Origin of the sequence: Streptomyces sp. NPDC001599, from assembly GCF_042893535.1 — a bacterium.
Taxonomy (GTDB): domain Bacteria; phylum Actinomycetota; class Actinomycetes; order Streptomycetales; family Streptomycetaceae; genus Streptomyces.
This window is the reverse complement of record NZ_JBIAVA010000003.1, coordinates 39,463-57,429: the sequence shown is the minus strand read 5'-3', so window position 1 is coordinate 57,429 and position 17,967 is coordinate 39,463. Positions and strand designations below refer to the sequence as shown.

The following is a 17,967-nucleotide window of genomic DNA, read 5'->3' as shown; positions in this document are numbered from 1 at the left end:
TGGTCGTCGAAATCCGATGGCTTCGAGCCTCGGCCCGGCCGTGCCGGTGGTCCACGGGCCGTACAGCCCCGGCAGGGCGCCGATGGTCCCTCCGGAATGGCAAGGGCTCATCGGGGGCCGACCGGTCCCTCACGCGGGACGGCCGGCACCTCGCGTCGTGCCCGCCCCCGTCCGACGCTGGAATCATTACGCCCCAACGCTTGAGGAGCGCAGCGTCATGGTCCGTTACGTGTACGACTTCACCGAGTGCGGCCGTGACATGGCCGATCTCCTCGGCGGCAAGGGATCGAACCTGGCGGAGATGACCCGGCTCGGGCTCCCCGTACCGCCGGGATTCACCGTCACCACCGAGGCGTGCCGCGCCTTCCTGGAGACGGGCAGCGAACCCGCGGGCCTGTGGGAGGAGGTCTCCGCGCACCTGGCGGGCCTCGAAGCCTCCGCCGGCCGTTCGCTGGGGCAGCCGGACGACCCGCTGCTGCTGTCCGTCCGCTCCGGCGCGAAGTTCTCCATGCCCGGCATGATGGAGACGATCCTCGACATCGGCCTCAACGACGACTCCGTCCTCGGGCTTGCCAAGGTCTCCGGCAACGAACGCTTCGCCTGGGACTCCTACCGCCGCCTCGTCCAGATGTTCGGCAGCACGGTCATGGGCGTCGACTCCTCCCGCTTCGAGCGGTCCCTCGCCCTTCTCAAGGACCTGCGCGGCGTCCAGGACGATGTGCACCTGACGGCATCCGACCTGGCCGAGCTGGTCGAGACGTACAAGAACCTGATCCACCTGGAGACAGGTGACCACTTCCCCCAGTCCCCCGCCGAGCAGCTGCGCCGGGCAATCCTGGCCGTATTCGAGTCCTGGAACGGCGAACGCGCCCGGCTGTACCGGCGCCGCGAGCACATCGCCGACGACCTGGGTACCGCCGTCAACGTCCAGCGCATGGTCTTCGGCAACCTCGGGGCCGACTCCGGCAGTGGCGTCGCCTTCACCCGCGACCCGGCCACCGGTCGCTCCGGCCTGTACGGCGACTACCTGCCCGACGCGCAGGGCGAGGACGTCGTCGCCGGCATCCGCAACACCGTGCCGCTGGCCGAGCTGAAGCGCCTGGACGCCAGGTCCTACGACGGGCTGCGCACGCACATGCGCACCCTGGAACGCCACTACCGAGATCTGTGCGACATCGAGTTCACCATCGAACGCGGCACCCTGTGGATGCTCCAGACCCGGGTCGGCAAGCGCACCGCCGAGGCCGCCTTCGTTCTCGCCGCCGAGCTGGCCGACGAAGGACTCATCACCCCGGACGAGGCGCTGGCCCGGGTGAGCGGCGAGGGCCTGGCCCGGCTGATGTTCCCACGCTTCGACGCCTCCGCGACCGGTACCGCACTCGCCCACGGCGTCCCTGCCTCTCCCGGCGCGGCGGCCGGGACCGTGGTCTTCGACTCCGCCCAGGCGGTGCGCCGCGCCGCGGATGGCGAGAAGGTGGTCCTGGTCCGTCAGGAGACCACCCCGGACGACCTGCCCGGCATGATCGCCGCTCAGGCGGTCCTCACCAGCCGGGGTGGCAAGACCAGCCACGCGGCCGTGGTCGCCCGCGGCATGGGCAAGGTCTGCGTGTGCGGCGCCGAGGAGCTCACCGTGGACACCGAGGCCCGGCGCTTCACCGCCGCGGACGGCACCGTGGTCGAGGAGGGCACCGTCGTCTCGGTGGACGGCTCCGCCGGAGCGGTGTACGCCGGTTCGGTGCCGTTGGTGGACTCGGCGGTGATCCGGTATCTGGAGGACGGCCGGGGCGGCGGTGGCTCGCAGGGCGTGGACGTGGTCGACGCGGTGGCCCGGGCGCTGGCCCGCGCCGACACCGTGCGGCGGCTGGAGGTGCGGGCCAACGCCGACACCCCGGAGGACGCCGTCCGGGCCCGCCGGTTCGGAGCGCAGGGCATCGGCCTGTGCCGCACCGAGCACATGTTCCTCGGTGACCGCCGCAAGCTGGTCGAGCAGATGATCCTGGCCGGCACGGACGCCGAGCGCGACCGGGCCCTGGCGGACCTCCTGCCGCTGCAGCGGCGGGACTTCGTCGGCATCCTGGAGGCCATGGACGGTCTGCCGGTCACCATCCGGCTGCTGGACCCGCCCCTGCACGAATTTCTGCCCGACCACACCGAACTGGCGGTGCGGATCGCCACCGCTCAGGCCCGTGGCGAGGAGCCGGATGCGCACGACGTCGCACTGCTCGGCGCGGTGAACCGCATGCACGAGGAGAACCCGATGCTCGGGCTGCGCGGCGTACGCCTGGGCCTGGTCGTGCCCGGCCTGGTCGCCATGCAGGTCCGGGCGATCGGTGAGGCCGTGACCGAGCGCCTGTCGGCCGGTGGCGCACCCCAGGCGGAGATCATGGTCCCGCTCGTCGGTGACGTCCGTGAACTACGCCTCGTGTGCGCGGAGGTCCAGCGGGTGCTGGCCGAGATCTCACGGGCGGCCGGAGTCGTCCTCGACTGCCCGGTCGGCACCATGATCGAGTTGCCCAGGGCCGCCCTGACGGCGGGCCGGATCGCCGAGGAAGCCGAGTTCTTCTCCTTCGGCACCAATGACCTGACCCAGACGACCTGGGGCTTCTCCCGCGACGACGTCGAGGCGGAATTCTTCTCCGCCTACCTGGACAAGGGCGTCTTCTCCACCTCCCCCTTCGAGGCGCTCGACCGCGAGGGGGTCGGCCGACTGGTGAACATCGCGGTCGCCGAGGGCCGCGCCACCCGCCCGGACCTCAAGATCGGGGTGTGCGGTGAGCACGGCGGCGACCCCGACTCGGTGCACTTCTTCCACACCGCCGGACTGGACTACGTCTCCTGCTCGCCGTTCCGGGTGCCGGTGGCGCGGCTGGAGGCGGGGCGGGCGGCGCTGGAGGAGACCGAGGGGAGCGACAGCAGGTGAACCGCGGGCGGGGCCGCTCGGCCCTCGTGCCAGGGACCGGCCGCTCCGCCCTCCAGGGCCGGTCGCCCCTGGGACGGGAGCGACCGGCGCAGCAGGCTTGAGGCGACGCAGAACGATCACAGGGAGTGGAACACATGACCGCCAAGGACATCGATGCCCGTGAGACCGCCGCCGTGCTGGTCCGCGCCGACGGCGAGGTGGACGAGGAGTCTCTCGCCTACCTCCACGAGAAGGTCGCCGCCGCTCTGGACCGGCCCGGCCTGCCGCCCGTGAACGGTGAGGTGCGCGTACGGCGGGCATCGGCCCACCACGTCGAACTGCCCTGGTCCGCCCGCACCGACATCCGGGTCGGCAGCGACTTCGTCGTCGTCCACGCGCGCGAGGCGAGCGCCCGCGAACTCGCCGACCGGCTCCACGACCGGCTGCGCTCCGCCGCCGAACGCGTCACCCACCGAAGCGACACCACCCGCCGGACGGCCGCCCCGCCCCCGTGGCGCGGCGGCCCGCAGAAGTAGGCGCCACACGGCGCCCGCCCGACCTGGCGGGGAGCCGGAGCCGAACCGGGCTCCGGCTCTCCCCGCCCGCGCTCGTGAAGGAGATCCGCCGTGACCGCTCACATCGTCGGCGAGGTAATGACCACGGACGTCGTCCACGCCCGCCGGACGACACCGTTCAAAGAGGTCGTCCGGTTGCTCGACCACCACCGGATCAGCGGACTGCCGGTGGTCGACGCCGACGACAAGGTCCTCGGCGTCCTGTCCGGCAGCGACCTCGTACGCAACCAGGCGCACCGGGACGGCCCCGCTCCGCCGCCGTCCGTGACGGCGGGCGATGTGATGTCGAGCCCCGCCATCACCGTGCACCCCGAGCAGACCGTGCCGGACGCCGCCCGGCTCATGGAGCGCCGCGGCGTCGAGCGACTGCCCGTGGTCGACGAGGCCGACCGCCTCATCGGCATCGCCACCCGCCGTGACCTGCTACGGGTCTTCCTGCGCGCGGACGACGACATCCGCCGCCAGGTGACCGAGGAGATCGTCGTGACCGCGATGGGGCTGCCGTCCGACGCGGTCCGCGTCGCTGTCCGCGACGGCGTCGTCACCCTCGACGGCCGGGTGGAAGCGCGTAGCCAGGTGCCGGAACTCGTGCACGCCGTCTGGCGGCTCGACGGCGTGGTCGGCGTGGTGAACGGCCTGGGCTTCCGCATCGACGACCGCGAGTCGCCCACCCCGTCCCACCGGACCGGGAGTCCGTGACCTCAGCGGCCGGCGCCGACGTGCGGCGGGCCGGGCGGGCCGGCCGTGCCGGGGCCGACGGTCCCTGCCCCGCCGGGCCGGACGGACGCGAGAGGGGCCCTTCGGCGCCTGCCACGGCACCGGGACCCGTCGGAGAGTGGAGCCAGGGAGGGGCGCCGGTCCCCCGCGGTGTCCCTCCCGTCCCGAGCCGCCGCATGAACACGGCGGTCCCTGACAACGGAGGCACACCACCATGACCCGACAGGACGTGCGGACCAAGGACCGCGTCGGGATCGACGCCCCGTCCGACACCGCGGTCGCCGTAGACCGTCTGGTCACGGCCGGCCTCAAGGCTCTCGCCGACTACGAGGCCCTCTCCCAGGAACAGGTCGACCACATCGTCAAGAAGGCGTCGGTCGCCGCCCTGGACCAGCACACCGCCCTGGCCCGCCTGGCGGTCGAGGAGACGGGGCGCGGGGTCTTCGAGGACAAGGCCGCCAAGAACATGTTCGCGTGCGAGCACGTCACACACAGCATGGGTCACACGAAGACCGTCGGGGTCATCGGCCGGGACGACATCGAGGACATGGTGGAGATCGCCGAACCGGTGGGCGTGGTGGCCGCGGTCACCCCCGTCACCAACCCGACCTCGACCACGGTCTTCAAGGCGCTGATGGCGCTGAAGACCCGCAACCCGGTGATCTTCGCGTTCCACCCGTCCGCCCAGCGGTGCAGCTCCGAAGCGGCCCGCGTCGTGCGGGACGCGGCCATTGCCGCCGGAGCGCCGGAGCACTGCATGCAGTGGATCGAGGCCCCGTCCGTCGAGGCCACCCGCACGCTCATGCATCACCCGGGCGTCTCGCTGATCCTCGCCACCGGCGGCAACGCCATGGTCAAGGCCGCCTACTCGGCCGGCAAGCCGGCCCTCGGGGTCGGTGCCGGCAACGTCCCGGCCTACGTCCACCGCAGCGCCAAGCTGCGCCGGGCAGTCAACGACCTCGTGCTGTCCAAGTCGTTCGACAACGGCATGATCTGCGCCTCCGAGCAGGCCGTCATCCTGGACACGGAGATCTACGACGCCGCGATCACCGAGTTCCGCTCCCTGCACGCCCATCTGGCCACCCCTCAGGAGAAGGCGAAGCTGGAGTCGTTCCTCTTTCCCGCCACCGGCGGTTCGGGCGCCGGCTGCGAACCCAAGGTCAACGCGGCCGCCGTCGGGCAGAGCCCGGCGTGGATCGCCGAGCGGGCCGGATTCTCGGTGCCGGCAGACACCTCGGTCATCCTGGTCGAGGCCGAACGGGTCGGCCCGGACGAGCCGCTGACCCGGGAGAAGCTCTGCCCGGTCCTCGCCGTACTGCGCGCCGAGGACGAGCGCCGCGGGTTCGACCTCGCCGCCGACATGGTCGCCTTCCACGGCCAGGGCCACAGCGCCGTCATCCACACCGAGGAGCCTGCCGTGGCGGAGGCGTACGGCATGCGGATGAAGACGGTACGGATCATCGTCAACTCGCCGTCCTCGCAGGGCGCGATCGGCGGCATCTACAACGGTCTGCTGCCCTCGCTCACGCTGGGGTGCGGTTCCTGGGGCAGCACGTCGGTGTCCAACAACGTCTCCGCCGCCCAGCTGCTCAACGTCAAGCGGGTCTCCACCCGCCGCAACAACCTCCAGTGGTTCAAAGTCCCACCGAAGATCTACTTCGAACCGCAGGCCATCCGCTACCTGACCTCCATGCCGGACGTCCACCGCGTCACCATCGTCACCGACGCCACCATGACCCGCCTCGGATTCGTCGACCGGATCAGCCGCGTCCTGCAACGGCGTCGGGAGCCGGTCACCCTCCAGATCATCGGCAACGTCCAGCCCGAACCCAGCATCGACTCCGTCCAGCACGGCGCCGACCTCATGCGGGACTTCCGCCCCGACACGATCATCGCGCTCGGCGGTGGCTCCCCCATGGACGCCGCCAAGGTCATGTGGCTGCTGTACGAGCAGCCCGGCATCGACTTCGCGGACATGCGGCAGAAGTTCTCCGACATCCGCAAGCGCGCCTTCCGCTTCCCCACCCTCGGCAAGCAGGCCCGCCCCCTGGTCTGCGTGCCCACCACCTCCGGCACCGGCGCCGAGGTCACCCCGTTCGCCGTCATCTCCGACCCCGCGACCGGCAAGAAGTACCCGCTCGCCGACTACGCCCTCACCCCCAGCGTCGCGATCATCGGCCCCCTCCTCACGACCGCGTTGCCCCCGGCGCTCGCCGCCGACAGCGGCTTCGACGCCCTCACCCACGCCATCGAGGCGTACGTGTCCGTCTACGCCAACGACTTCACCGACGGCCTCGCCCTGCACGCCATCCGCCTGGTCTTCGGAAACATCGAGGCGGCCGTGAACAACCGTGCCAACGCCGCGGAGGCCCGGGAGAAGATGCACAACGCCGGCACCATCGCGGGCATGGCCTTCGGCAACGCCTTCCTGGGCATCGTCCATGCCATGTCGCACACCCTCGGCGCCACGTTCCACATCGCGCACGGGCGCACCAACGCGGTCCTGCTGCCGCGTGTCATCCGCTACAACGGCACCGTCCCGACGAAGCTGACCGGCTGGCCCAAGTACGAGAACTACCGTGCCCCCGAACGCTTCCAGGACATCGCCCGCGCCCTCGGACTGGCCGCGGCCACTCCTACCGAGGGCGTGGAGTCACTCGCCGCGGCCGTCGAGCGGCTCCGTGACGCCGTCGGCATAGAGCCGACGTTCCAGGCCCTCGGCGTCGACGAGCGCGCCTTCCTCGACGCCCTGCCCCAGCAGGCCCTCAACGCCTACGAGGACCAGTGCGCGCCGGCCAACCCGCGCATGCCGATGCTCGACGACATGCAGGAGCTGATGCGCACGGCGTACCACGGCTGAACAGACCGTGCCGGAGGCCGCCGCGCGGGAGCCTGACAGCTTCCGCGCGGCGGCTTCGCCATGCCCGGCGGGACTGACGTCCCGAGGGGTCGCACGGGCCCCTGCGCATGGGCCATCGGACCCTACTGCCCGGCGAGCACCTGGTCTTGGCTGTCCCTATGACGCACGAGCACGCCCGCACCGGCCCGATCCGCTCCGAGTACACCGTCGGCCACACGACCGTCCTGGAACTGCGTGGAGACCTCGACATCGCCGTGACACCGATCGTCACGGCCCGGCTGGACGCCCTCACCGCATGCCCACACCCCGATCTGGTCGTGGACCTCCGTCCTGTGCCCTTCCTGGACTGCGCCGCGCTGGGAGTGCTGTGCAGGGCACGCGCGCGGATCCGTGAGCGGCACGGCAGGCTGCGTCTCGTCTCCGGCAGCGACCGCTTACGCGACATCGTGCGCCGCACCGGACTGGCGGGCGCCTTCGATGTCTACAGATCGCTGACGGACGCCCTGAGTTTCCAGCCCCGCGACCGACCCGCCGTGCCAGCCTTCGCCGACCGCCCAAGTGGGCGCTTCAGCCGGTCTCGCTGACGGGCGGGCAGTTCTCCGCGGGCGCCCCGCTCGCCCAGGGAGCGGACGCAGCAGGGCCCGGACAGCGGATCCGACGTCCGCGGTCCGGGCCCCTCGGGTTCCCGTCAGCCGTCCCACGTCCAGTCGGCCACCTCGGGCAGATCGACACCGTGCTCGCGGATGTACGCGTGGTGGCGCAGCCGGGCGTCCTCCATCCCCTGACGCACGGCCGCCGCGCGCACCGCGAGGCCGGGGACACGGTCGATGACGTCCATGACCAGCCGGTAGCGGTCCAGGTCGTTGCGGACCACCATGTCGAACGGTGTGGTGGTCGTGCCCATTTCCTTGTAGCCGCGCACGTGCAGGTGCTGGTGGCCTGTGCGGCGGTAGGCCAGTCGGTGGATCAGCCAGGGGTAGCCGTGGTAGGCGAAGACGACCGGCTTGTCGGGGGTGAACAGGCCGTTGTACTCGAAGTCGCTCATTCCGTGGGGATGTTCCTCGCTCGGCAGCAGTCGGGCGATGTCGACGACGTTCACGACCCGGACGGCCAGCTCCGGCAAGTGGTGCCTCAGCAGCTGTGCGGCGGCCAGTACCTCCTGCGTGGGTACGTCGCCCGCGCAGGCGAGCACCACGTCGGGTTCCCGGCTGCCGTCCTCGGTGCCGGCCCAGTCCCAGACGCCGGCGCCGCGCGCACAGTGCACCCGGGCCTCCTCCATGGTCAGCCAGTCGAAGCAGGGCTGTTTGCCGGCGACGATCACGTTGACGTAGTCACGGCTGCGCAGGACGTGGTCGGCGACGGAGAGCAGGGTGTTGGCGTCCGGCGGCAGATAGACCCGTACGGCTTCGGGGCTCTTGTTGAGGATGTGGTCGACGAAGCCGGGGTCCTGGTGGGAGAAGCCGTTGTGGTCCTGGCGCCACACATGGGAGGTGAGCAGGTAGTTGAGGGAGGCGATGGGCGCGCGCCAGGGCAGGCGGCGGGTCACGCGCAGCCACTTGATGTGCTGGTTGACCATCGAGTCGACGATGTGGACGAACGCTTCGTAGCAGGAGAACAGCCCATGCCGGCCGGTGAGAAGGTATCCCTCCAGCCAGCCCTGGCAGGTGTGCTCGGAGAGAATCTCCATCACCCGGCCGTGGCGGTCCAGGTGCTCGTCCACCTCAAGGGTACAGGCCTGCCATGCCTTGCCGCTGGCACCGTAGACGGCCTGGAGGCGGTTGGAAGCGGTCTCGTCGGGACCGACGACACGGAAGTCACGTCGGTCGGCAGTCTCGCGCATGACGTACTCCAGCAGGTCGCCGAGGACGCGAGTGGGTTCGTGCAGGGTCGCGCCCGGCTTGTCCACCGGGACGGCGAACCTCCCCAGAGGTGGCAGCGGGAGTTCGCGCACCAGCAGGCCGCCGTTGGCGTGCGGGCTCGATCCCAGCCTGCGTGCGCCGTCGGGGACGCACGTCAGGACATCCGGGCGAGGTGCCCCGTGCTCGTCGAACAGCTCTTGCAGCCGGTAGGAGAGCAGCCATTCCTCGAGCTGCCGCAGGTGGTCGGGATTGTCCCGGACGGCTGACAGGGGGACCTGGTGAGCTCGCCAGGTCCCTTCCACGGGAAGGCCGTCGACCTCGGCGGGGCCGGTCCAGCCCTTGGGGGTACGCAGAACGATCATCGGCCAGCGGGGCCGCTCCGTCTCCCCTTCCTCGCGGGCGGCGCGCTGAACAGCGGCGATACGGTCCGCGGCGGTGTCCATGGCCTGGGCCATCGCGCGGTGGACCGCGGCCGGCTCGTCTCCGGTGACGTGGATGGGCTCGTGTCCGTATCCCTTGAGGAGTTCGTCGAGTTCGGACTCCGGAAGCCGGGACAGCACGGTGGGATTGGCGATCTTGTAGCCGTTGAGGTGCAGGATCGGCAGGACGGCGCCGTCCTGCACGGGGTCCAGGAACTTGTTGGAGTGCCAGGAGGCGGCCAGCGGCCCCGTCTCCGCCTCACCGTCACCGATGACACAGGTGACCAGCAGGCCGGGGTTGTCGAAGGCGGCGCCGTAGGCGTGAGAGAGGGCGTAGCCGAGTTCCCCGCCCTCGTGGATGGAGCCGGGCGTCTCCGGGGCCACGTGGCTGGGGACGCCTCCGGGGAACGAGAACTGCCGGAACAGCCGGGCCATCCCGGCTGCGTCCCGGGTGATGTCCGGGTAGGTCTCCGTGTACGACCCTTCCAGCCAGGAATTGGCCACCACGGCGGGGCCGCCGTGACCGGGCCCCCAGATGCAGAGGGCTTCCAGCCCCCGGGAGCGGATGAGTCGGTTGAGGTGTGTGTACACGAGGTTGAGGCCGGGTGAAGTGCCCCAGTGACCGAGCAGCCGCGGCTTGACGTGCTCAGCGCGCAGCGGTTCGGTGAGCAGAGGATTGGACATCAGGTAGATCTGGCCGACGGACAGATAGTTCGCTGCACGCCAATGGGCGTCCAGCCTCCTTAATTCCTCGTCCGAGAGCGGACTGGACACCTGTTGCGAATGGGCGTACATCTTGGGTTCCCTTGCGATCGATGGTCGGCTCGACGGAGAGCCCTGCGAGGTCTTTCGTCTCACCCTGCCCCGTTCACCGGGTACCCGACAGGGCCGACCGGACCTTTCCGTACACACCGCTTGCGGCCGCCCGGTGTTCGATCGAGTAGAGGGGAAGGCTCACGCGAACGCCCTCTGATGGAGCCGCAGTCCCTGGAGAGCCCGGACGTGTGGCGCGTGTCCGAGGTGCAGGACCACCTGCGGGAGCTGCCCGGCGGCGAGAGCCCCACTCCGCCACCCACATCAACGCCGTCATCACCGACCCCGCGAAGGCCGCCAGACGCAGCGCCACCCCCGCCGTCAACGCCGGCCCGATCCGCAGCAGACCCAGCATGAGCAGCCAGTCCGCCCGCACGCGGCGTGTCACACGCACCGCGTACAGGCGGGCTGAGGAACGGACAGGGAAAGCTTCCCTCGTTGCCTTCGCAGTCCTGGACAGTCCTTCTCGGTCAGTCGTGTGAGATCACCGCCACCGGAGCGACGGCGTGATGCAGCAGCGCCTGGGTCACCGGACCGATATGAGCGCCTACGGCCGCCCGACGGTTCCGCCTGCCCACCACCACGAGTGCGGCGTCGTAGGAGGCGTCGACCAGGTGGCGCCCGGCACCACCGATCGTGGCCTGCGCGTGAACCTCCACGGCGGGGTACCTGTCCTGCCACGGTCGCAGGACGTCGGACAGTTCGCTCCGTACCTGCTTGACCATGCCGTCGTTCAGATCGGGCATGAGCGCACCGCCGTAGTAGTAGGGCGGCAGCGTCCAGCCGTGAATGATCCGTATGCGTGCGGCGCGCCGTGAAGCCGCGTCGAACGCGTAGGCGATCACCGCGTCATTGGGCTTGTGCAGATCCAGGCCCAGGACGACGTCACGGTGGCCGGAGACGGCGGAGACCTCGCGTGCCGAGGTCTCCGCCGTCGCCTCCTCCTCGCTGTGCTCGGCAGCCCGGACGAGGACGACGGGCCGCTCGCACGAGGCCAGGACGGCATGGGAGACGGAACCGAGCAGGTATCCCGCCGCCTTGCTCAGTCCGCGGGAGCCCAGTACCAGCAGTTCGGCCTCCTCGGCGGCCTTCAGCAGAGCCGGGACGGGCAGACCGGCGATCTCGTCCGTGTCGATCCGCAGCCCGGGGCGGGTCTCGCCGACGCGGGAGCGCGCCTGGGCCAGCAGGTGCTGTGCCGATGCCCGCTGGAGGTCGCTGGGCGGCACCGGTACGCCGAGTCCGGTCGCCGGTGCGAAGGCGGGGGCTTGCCACTCCCACGCGGTCACGAGCCTCAGAGGCAGGTCCCTGAGCTGTGCCTCGTGCGCGGCCCAGTCCGCGGCAGCCAGACTCGCCGGCGAACCGTCCAGTCCGACGGTGATGGTGCGGGTCATGGAAATCCTCCTTCAGTCTGCTTCGAGTCTGGGTCCCGTCAGGCGGCGACAGCAGAGGCCACTGGCCCCCGGCCAGGAGCCAACCGTCCCGGAACCCGACTCTCCGGTGCACCGTCTGCTGCTTGTCATCCGATGGGGAGTTCGGGTCGTACGAACGTCCCCGATGTTCCGTGGACGATGGCGTAGGCGGCATCGAGGGATCCGACAGCGGCCAGGCCACCGGTCCGTTCCACGGACCGGGCAGCGGCCTCGGTCGTTGGGCTTCATCGAATCCTCGGGGAAGGCCCTGTCCCGAAGTTGGGGGGCCACGTAGAGCACGGGCTGCTGGCGAGGCGTGCCGAAGTCGGCGTACACGTTCGGGACGTCGGTGAGGATGAGCAGGGAAACGGCGGTGAAGTCCTTGTCGACGACGGCTTCGACTCCGGTCAGCGCCCCGGTGTCGTGATCGGCCCTGACGGGGACGCCTCCGCCGCCGGCGCAGACGACCAGCCTTCGCCGCTCGGCATGGCGTGGACGGTGTCCGTCTCCACGACGGCCTCCGACGCTGGGGACGGGACGACGCGGCGCCATCCCGTGGTGTCCTCGGCGATGTACCAGCCGCGCTTGCGGGCGAGGACGTGCGCCACCTCCCGCGAATAGACCCGGCGACGAACTTGGTGGGCCGCTCGGAGGCGATCCGTGCTGGGCACCAAGGTGTCCAAGAGCGCAGGGAGTCGGCCAGGCCCTGATAGACGGCGGAGGCCTTCCCGGTCGACCATGGTCAGGACGGTGTCCAGCGCACGTACATCCGTGTGGCTGGAAGCCGGACCGCCGTCTTCTCCGCATAGATCTGCGTCAAGCGCTCGATCGCATCGTCCTGCGTGGTAAAGCCGCCCTCCTCGACCTGCTCCCCCGACCATTGCGGGAACGGATCGTGAACGGGTGCGGGCACCGCGTCGGCCCGGCACGGCCGCGGTCCTTGCAGAACGACCCCTACAGCGAGCGAGCTGACGAACCACGTCACGCACCTTCCAGACGGCGGCCAGGCGTCCGGGCCCAGAGCCCCGCTGCGGCGGCCCCCGGGTCAGCACGGCAGGACACTCCCGCACCCGATACTGACCACTTGCTGACCTGAGCGACCGCATAACGCCTCTGACCAGCGTGAATGTCCAGATACTAGATCTTGGACTTGAACATGGTACGGAACATCGGGGCACTCCCAGAGGTAGGCTCCCTGCCTGCGTTCTCACAGGTCAAGGGCTATCCGGACACCCTACAACGACTCGCATGTCCGGCCGGCTGTCTCCAGGCTCTTCGGGACTCACGCGGAGGGGTACATCGCAGGCAGGCCGCGACGCGGTCGAGTCTCACGTTCCGGGTCCGGCGGCCCGCCGCCCGGAGAAGCCGCGGGCCGCTTCTCCGGGGTGCGGGCGCCGCTCAGGGCGTCGGCTCCAAGGTGCGGCCGGGAAATTCCTCTCGGGTCAGAGAGAGCAACGGGCGGGCCTTCACCGCGGTCTCCTCGAACTCGTCGGCCGCGTCGGACAGGGCGATGACGGCGCCGCCGACTCCGTAGCGGACCCGGTCGGGGGAGGCCACGAGAGTGCGGATGACGATGCTCAGGTCGGCCGCGCCGGAGAGGGAGAAGTAGCCGAGGGCGCCGGAGTAGAGGCCGCGCGGGCCCTGTTCGAGGTCGTCGATGAGCTCCATGGTGCGCAGTTTCGGGGCGCCGGTCATGGAGCCGCCGGGGAAGGCGGCGCGCACGCAGTCGACCGCGCTCGCGTCCTCGCGCAGCCGGGCCCTGACGGTGCTGACCAGTTGGTGGACGGTGCTGTAGCTCTCGATCTGGAAGATCTCGTCGGCGGTGACCGTGCCGGTGCGGGCGGTGCGGGCGAGATCGTTGCGGACGAGGTCCACGATCATGAGGTTCTCCGCACGGTCCTTCTCGCTGCCGCGCAGGTCGGCGACGAGCGATCGGTCCTCGGCCTCGCTGGTGCCGCGCGGCCGGGTGCCCTTGATCGGCCGGGATTCGGCCACACCGTCCGCCGAGATCCTCAGGAAGCGCTCGGGAGACGTGCTGAGCACGGACAGGTCGGGGCCGAAGGAGAGGAGCGCGGCGAAGGGGGCGGGACTGGTGCGGCGCAGTCGCCGGTAGGCCTGCCAGGGGTCGAGCGGTCCGGATGCCGTGATCATGTTGGTGAGGCAGACCTCGTACGTCTCGCCGGCCGCGATCTCCTCGTGGCAGCGGTCGATCAGGGCGAGGTACGCCTCCCGGTCGTGGCGCAGGGTGACATCGGTGAGGGGTGGGGCGTGGTCCGGGGCGGGCGGCAGCAACGGAGGTTCGGCGGCGAGTCGTTGGAGGTGGGCGGCCGTGGTGTCGAGCCATCGGGCGGCCGCCGACTCGTCGTCGTCCTCCGCGAGGGCCAGCAGGTGTGTGGTGCCCATGAGGTGGTCGATGACGATCGCCCGGTCGGCGAAGATCATGGCGGCGTCGGGCTCCTCGGAGCGGTGGGCCCTGCGGCCGCCGCACTCCGCTTTGAGTTCGTAGCCGAGGGCGCCGACCCAGCCGAGGGCGAAGTCGCCGGGGAGCTGCGGGAGTTGCGTGTTCAGGCTCCGCAGGTCGGCGTCGAGCCAGTCGAGGAAGGCGGCCCTCTCGGTGTGGCTCCCCGTGGCGGAGGTGACGGTGACGGTGCCGTTCCAGACATCGGCGGTGGCGACGCGTGCCAGGGGGCCCGAGGCGTCACCCATCATCGTGAACCGGCCGGTGGCGCCGTCCCGGCGGCTGCTGTCGAGCCAGAAGGCGTACGGGCTGGTCCGGAAGAGGCGGTCGTAGACGGCCTCGGCATCCCATTTGGTCTTCAACTGTTTGCTCAGCAACCTCAGTTGCCGCTTGGCGGTGGCCGTTCGGTCCGGGTTCCGGGGCGCCGCGGCAGGGGCCGGGCCGGTGGTCGGGCGTAAGGGAAGGCTGCGGCGGGCGCGGTGCTCGCGGGCCAGGCGGGCGAAGTTGGCGAGGAGGTCGTGGCCGTGGTCGGTGCATATGGACTCCGGGTGGAACTGCACACCCCACAGCGGGCGGTGCCGGTGGCGCAGGCCCATCAGGATGCCGTCGGGGGTCTGTGCCGTGGCCTCCAGCTCGTCGGGAAGGTCGGTCACCGCCAGCGAGTGGTAGCGCACCGCGGCGAAGGGGGCGGTGAGTCCGGCGAACAGGTCGGTGCCGTCGTGCAGGACGGGCGAGAGCCGGCCGTGGTGCGGGGCGGGGGCCCGGCCGACACGGGCGCCGTGCCAGAGCGCGATGGCCTGGTGGCCGAGGCAGACACCGAGCACCGGCAAGCCGCCCCGCTCGACGGCGTCCCGGCAGATGCCGACGTCGCTGCCGCGCGCGGGGGTGCCGGGACCGGGCGAGAGGATCACGCTGTCGTAGGCGTCGAGCAGGCTCGGGTGCCAGGTCGGGTCGTCGTTGCGGATCACCGTGGGTTCGGTGCCCGTGACCTGGGCGACGTAGTGGGCGAGGTTGAAAGTGAACGAGTCGTAGTTGTCGACGATGAGCGTGCGCACGTCTGCTGCTCCACAGGGTTCGGCACGGTGGTCGGGGGCGGCCGTACAAGGGCTCGGTGTCAGATGAGTTCCAGGAGCGTGTACTCGACCCTGTCCGGGCCCTCCTGAACGGTCGACGCGTCGACGACCGCCAGCTCCCGGCCGTCCTCGGCGAGACACCGGCGCAGGTACGCCAGGTTGCCGCGGCTGGAGAAGTGCAGGAGCACCCGGCCGCCTTCGGTCAGCCGGTGGGGCGCTTCGCGCAGGTAGCGAAGGTGCGCCGCGTACCCGGGGTCCACGTAGGCCTGTTCGTGGACGTCCCGGTAGCGGTACGCGGGCGGCGCCATGACGAAGTTGGAGTGCCAGTACACGGTGTCGAAGCGCTCGGCGGCGGGCAGCGCGGTGAACAGGTCGCTGTGGACGGCCCGCACCCGGCCGGAGACACCGTGCCGTACGGCGTTCAGAGCGGTGTTGCGGACCGCGTTGCGGTTGATGTCGGTGGCGACGACGCGGTCGCAGCCGGTCAGTGCCGCGGCGACGCCGATGACGCCGGTGCCGCAGCCGACTTCGAGGAACGCTCCCTGCGTCACCGGCCGTCCACCGGGGGCGAGACCGAGGAGTTCCATGGCGACGCCGGTCGACGGGGAGAACGGAGGGGCGAACACGTCGTCCAGCAGATCCCATTCACGGCCGTGCAGGGTGAACACGTCCGGCCGGTCGGTGCGTCGCCGCGCGGTCCTGCTGCGCGCCAGTGAACGCTCGTAACTGCAGACGCCCTCCAATGGGCACCTCCCCTGGTTCGTGGGGCCCGCGCCGTCCGGCCCCCGCCGCGTCATGTCGCCTGCCATCCTGCTGAGGGTAATGACTTAGCAAAAGGTGGTCTCGTGACACTGTCCCCGGGCCCTTACAGTGCTCACGTCACCACCCGCTGTGTCCGCTCCCTCCCCCACAGAGAAGAAGGCAGATGTCACAGGCCTCGCCCCAGCGACTTCCCACCGTGCTCGACGTCCTGACGACATTGGCGGAACAAGGAACGGCACACCGTCTGGACGGCCTGCTCACCGACGCGCGGGAGCGGGGCGCTTCCCCGCGGCAGTTGCACGAGCTGGAGCAGGCCACGGCGCTGGCGGCGGCGCTGATCGACCGGGGCACCGAGTCGCAGGACCGCGAGGCGACGCTGGTCTCGCTCGTCGACGCCTCACGGGACCTGGCCGAGGCGATGGCGGACAGCGTGCAGGGCACGCTGCGCACCGCGACGCAGCGGGCCCGCCGCCTGCTCCGGGCCGATCTGGCCTATCTCGCGCTGCACGAAGCGGTCGAGGGGCCGCTGACCGTGGTGGCCTCCGAGGGGGACGCGACGGCGCTCAACATCGGCCTGCGCATCACCAGCTCGTCCGGGCTCGGCCGGGCGGCGCTCGACAAGGGGGCACCGTTCTCGACGTCCGACTATCTGGCGGACCGGTCCATCGAGCACACCGACGAGATCGACCAGGTGGTGCGCGCGGAGGGGATCCGTGCCGTGGTCGCCGTCCCGTTCCGGGGGCCGGGCGGAGTGTCGGGCGCCCTGTACGGCGCCCATCGGCAGGTGCGCCGCTTCACTCCGCTGGAGATCGATTCGCTGTCCACGCTGGCCTCGCTCGCGGCGGCGACGATCGGTACGGCGCGGCGTGTCGAGTCGCTCGGCGCGCGGCGGGACGAACTCGAAAGGGACTGCGCCCAGGCCTGGGGCATCGTCGGCACGCACCGGCGGATGGAAGCGGCCTACGACCATCTGCTGACCCTGGTGCACGACGGCAGCCCACTGGACGCCATCGTCGAGGTGGCCGCCACCGCGCTCGAAGGTGCGCTCGCGGTGCGCGACCTGGGCGGCGAGCAGCTCGCCGCCCACGGCGAGCTGCCCCCGTACACGGAGGAGACGCTCACCCAGCGGGGCTTCGACGCGCTGGCGGCGGGCGAGCCGGTGCCGCTGGACGACGGCGCGTGGATCGCGCCGGTCACCGGCGGCGGCGACCCCCTGGGGACGGTGCTGTTCCTGCCGGACACCCCCCACACCGGGCAGCGCGGGCCCCGCCCGTTACGGGTGGCGGTGCGGGCGATCGCGCTGTCGCTGCTGCGGGAGCGCAGCACCGCGCTTGCCGAGGGCCGCACACGCGACGACCTGTTCGAGGCGCTGCTCGCGCCGGAGTCCTCGGCGCTGCCGTGGTGGCAACTGGAGGAGCAGGCGACCCGGCTCGGCATCACCCCCGAGACCCCTTACGTCGTGGTCATCGCCCGCCCCGAGGGCGGCTCACTGCAACGGGCGGCCGTCTGGGCGACGTCGTACGCGCACCGCAAGCGCGGCCTGAAGAGCGTGCGGGAGAAGAGTCTCGCACTGCTCCTGCCCGGCGACGACGCGGCGGCCGCCGCGCGGGCCGCGCACAAGGAGCTGTCACCGCTGCTGGGCGTGCCGGTGACTCTGGGCGCCGCGGGGCCGCAGACCGGACTGCCGGACGTGGCAAGGCTCTTCGCCGACGCCCAGCGCTGCCTGACGGCGCTGACCGAGCTGGGCGGCGTCGGGAGCGTGGCCACCCCGCAGGAACTCGGCTTCCTGGGCGTGCTGTTGGCGGACGTACTCAGCGTCCCCTCCTATGTGGAAGGGATCCTCGGCCCGGTGCTGGCCCACGACGAGCAGCGCTTCACGGAGTTCGCCCGCACCCTGGAGGTCTACTTCGCCTCCGGGTCGAGCCCCAGGCGGGCCGCCCGCGTCCTGCACATACACCCGAACACCGTCGCGCGCCGGCTCGACCGGATCACCGAACTGCTCGGCGACGGCTGGCAGTCGCCGGAACGCACGCTGGAGATCCAGCTGGCGCTCCGCCTGCACCGGACCCGGGGCACTCTGCTGGGCCGGGCGTCGCGACCGTCCGGGCGTCAGGGCCTGTGAG

At 71.1% G+C, this 17,967-nt stretch carries 11 protein-coding genes and 1 pseudogene; 6 read left to right on the top strand and 6 right to left on the bottom strand.

Annotation, left to right across the window (positions count from 1 at the left end):
- The first annotated feature begins 217 nt into the window (after positions 1-217).
- From ppdK to ACFYZ3_RS09015, 5 genes are all read left to right on the top strand, one after another.
- Positions 218-2,920 carry a pyruvate, phosphate dikinase gene (ppdK, locus tag ACFYZ3_RS09035; protein WP_388514936.1) on the top strand — a complete coding sequence of 901 codons (2,703 nt, stop codon included), beginning with the start codon at positions 218-220 and terminating at the stop codon, positions 2,918-2,920.
- Positions 2,921-3,054: 134 nt separating this feature from the next.
- Complete coding sequence (locus ACFYZ3_RS09030) at positions 3,055-3,435, top strand: hypothetical protein (protein WP_388514935.1); 381 nt, start codon at positions 3,055-3,057, stop codon at positions 3,433-3,435.
- Between the two features lie 117 nt (positions 3,436-3,552).
- Positions 3,553-4,173 (top strand): CBS domain-containing protein, encoded by a 621-nt coding sequence (locus ACFYZ3_RS09025; RefSeq protein ID WP_388515964.1) that lies wholly within the window; start codon positions 3,553-3,555, stop codon positions 4,171-4,173.
- 232 nt (positions 4,174-4,405) lie between these two features.
- Entirely contained in the window at positions 4,406-7,051 is a 2,646-nt protein-coding gene (adhE, locus tag ACFYZ3_RS09020; RefSeq protein WP_388514934.1) for a bifunctional acetaldehyde-CoA/alcohol dehydrogenase, read from the top strand.
- A gap of 158 nt (positions 7,052-7,209) precedes the next feature.
- A complete protein-coding gene (locus ACFYZ3_RS09015; RefSeq protein WP_388514933.1) occupies positions 7,210-7,635 on the top strand; it encodes an STAS domain-containing protein in 426 nt (141 codons plus the stop codon).
- Between the two features lie 104 nt (positions 7,636-7,739).
- Here the strand turns inward: ACFYZ3_RS09015 and ACFYZ3_RS09010 are convergent, their stop codons facing one another.
- The 6 genes and pseudogenes from ACFYZ3_RS09010 to ACFYZ3_RS08985 form a co-directional block, all read right to left on the bottom strand.
- Positions 7,740-10,124 (bottom strand): phosphoketolase, encoded by a 2,385-nt coding sequence (locus ACFYZ3_RS09010; protein WP_388514932.1) that lies wholly within the window; start codon positions 10,122-10,124, stop codon positions 7,740-7,742.
- Positions 10,125-10,612: 488 nt separating this feature from the next.
- Entirely contained in the window at positions 10,613-11,533 is a 921-nt protein-coding gene (locus ACFYZ3_RS09005; RefSeq protein ID WP_388514930.1) for a universal stress protein, read from the bottom strand.
- A gap of 125 nt (positions 11,534-11,658) precedes the next feature.
- A pseudogene (locus ACFYZ3_RS09000) lies at positions 11,659-12,206 on the bottom strand (carbamate kinase); the annotation flags it as partial.
- Positions 12,207-12,293: 87 nt separating this feature from the next.
- Positions 12,294-12,536 (bottom strand): hypothetical protein, encoded by a 243-nt coding sequence (locus ACFYZ3_RS08995; protein WP_388514928.1) that lies wholly within the window; start codon positions 12,534-12,536, stop codon positions 12,294-12,296.
- 413 nt (positions 12,537-12,949) lie between these two features.
- Positions 12,950-15,064 (bottom strand): aminodeoxychorismate synthase component I, encoded by a 2,115-nt coding sequence (pabB, locus tag ACFYZ3_RS08990; protein WP_388514927.1) that lies wholly within the window; start codon positions 15,062-15,064, stop codon positions 12,950-12,952.
- Between the two features lie 59 nt (positions 15,065-15,123).
- On the bottom strand, positions 15,124-15,891 hold the full coding sequence (locus ACFYZ3_RS08985; protein WP_388514926.1) for a methyltransferase domain-containing protein: 768 nt from the start codon (positions 15,889-15,891) through the stop codon (positions 15,124-15,126).
- Positions 15,892-16,007: 116 nt separating this feature from the next.
- On the opposite strand from ACFYZ3_RS08985, the gene ACFYZ3_RS08980 reads away from it, so the two are divergent.
- Positions 16,008-17,966, top strand: a complete 1,959-nt coding sequence (locus tag ACFYZ3_RS08980) for a helix-turn-helix domain-containing protein (RefSeq protein ID WP_388514924.1) — start codon at positions 16,008-16,010, stop codon at positions 17,964-17,966.
- The last annotated feature ends 1 nt before the right edge of the window (position 17,967 follow it).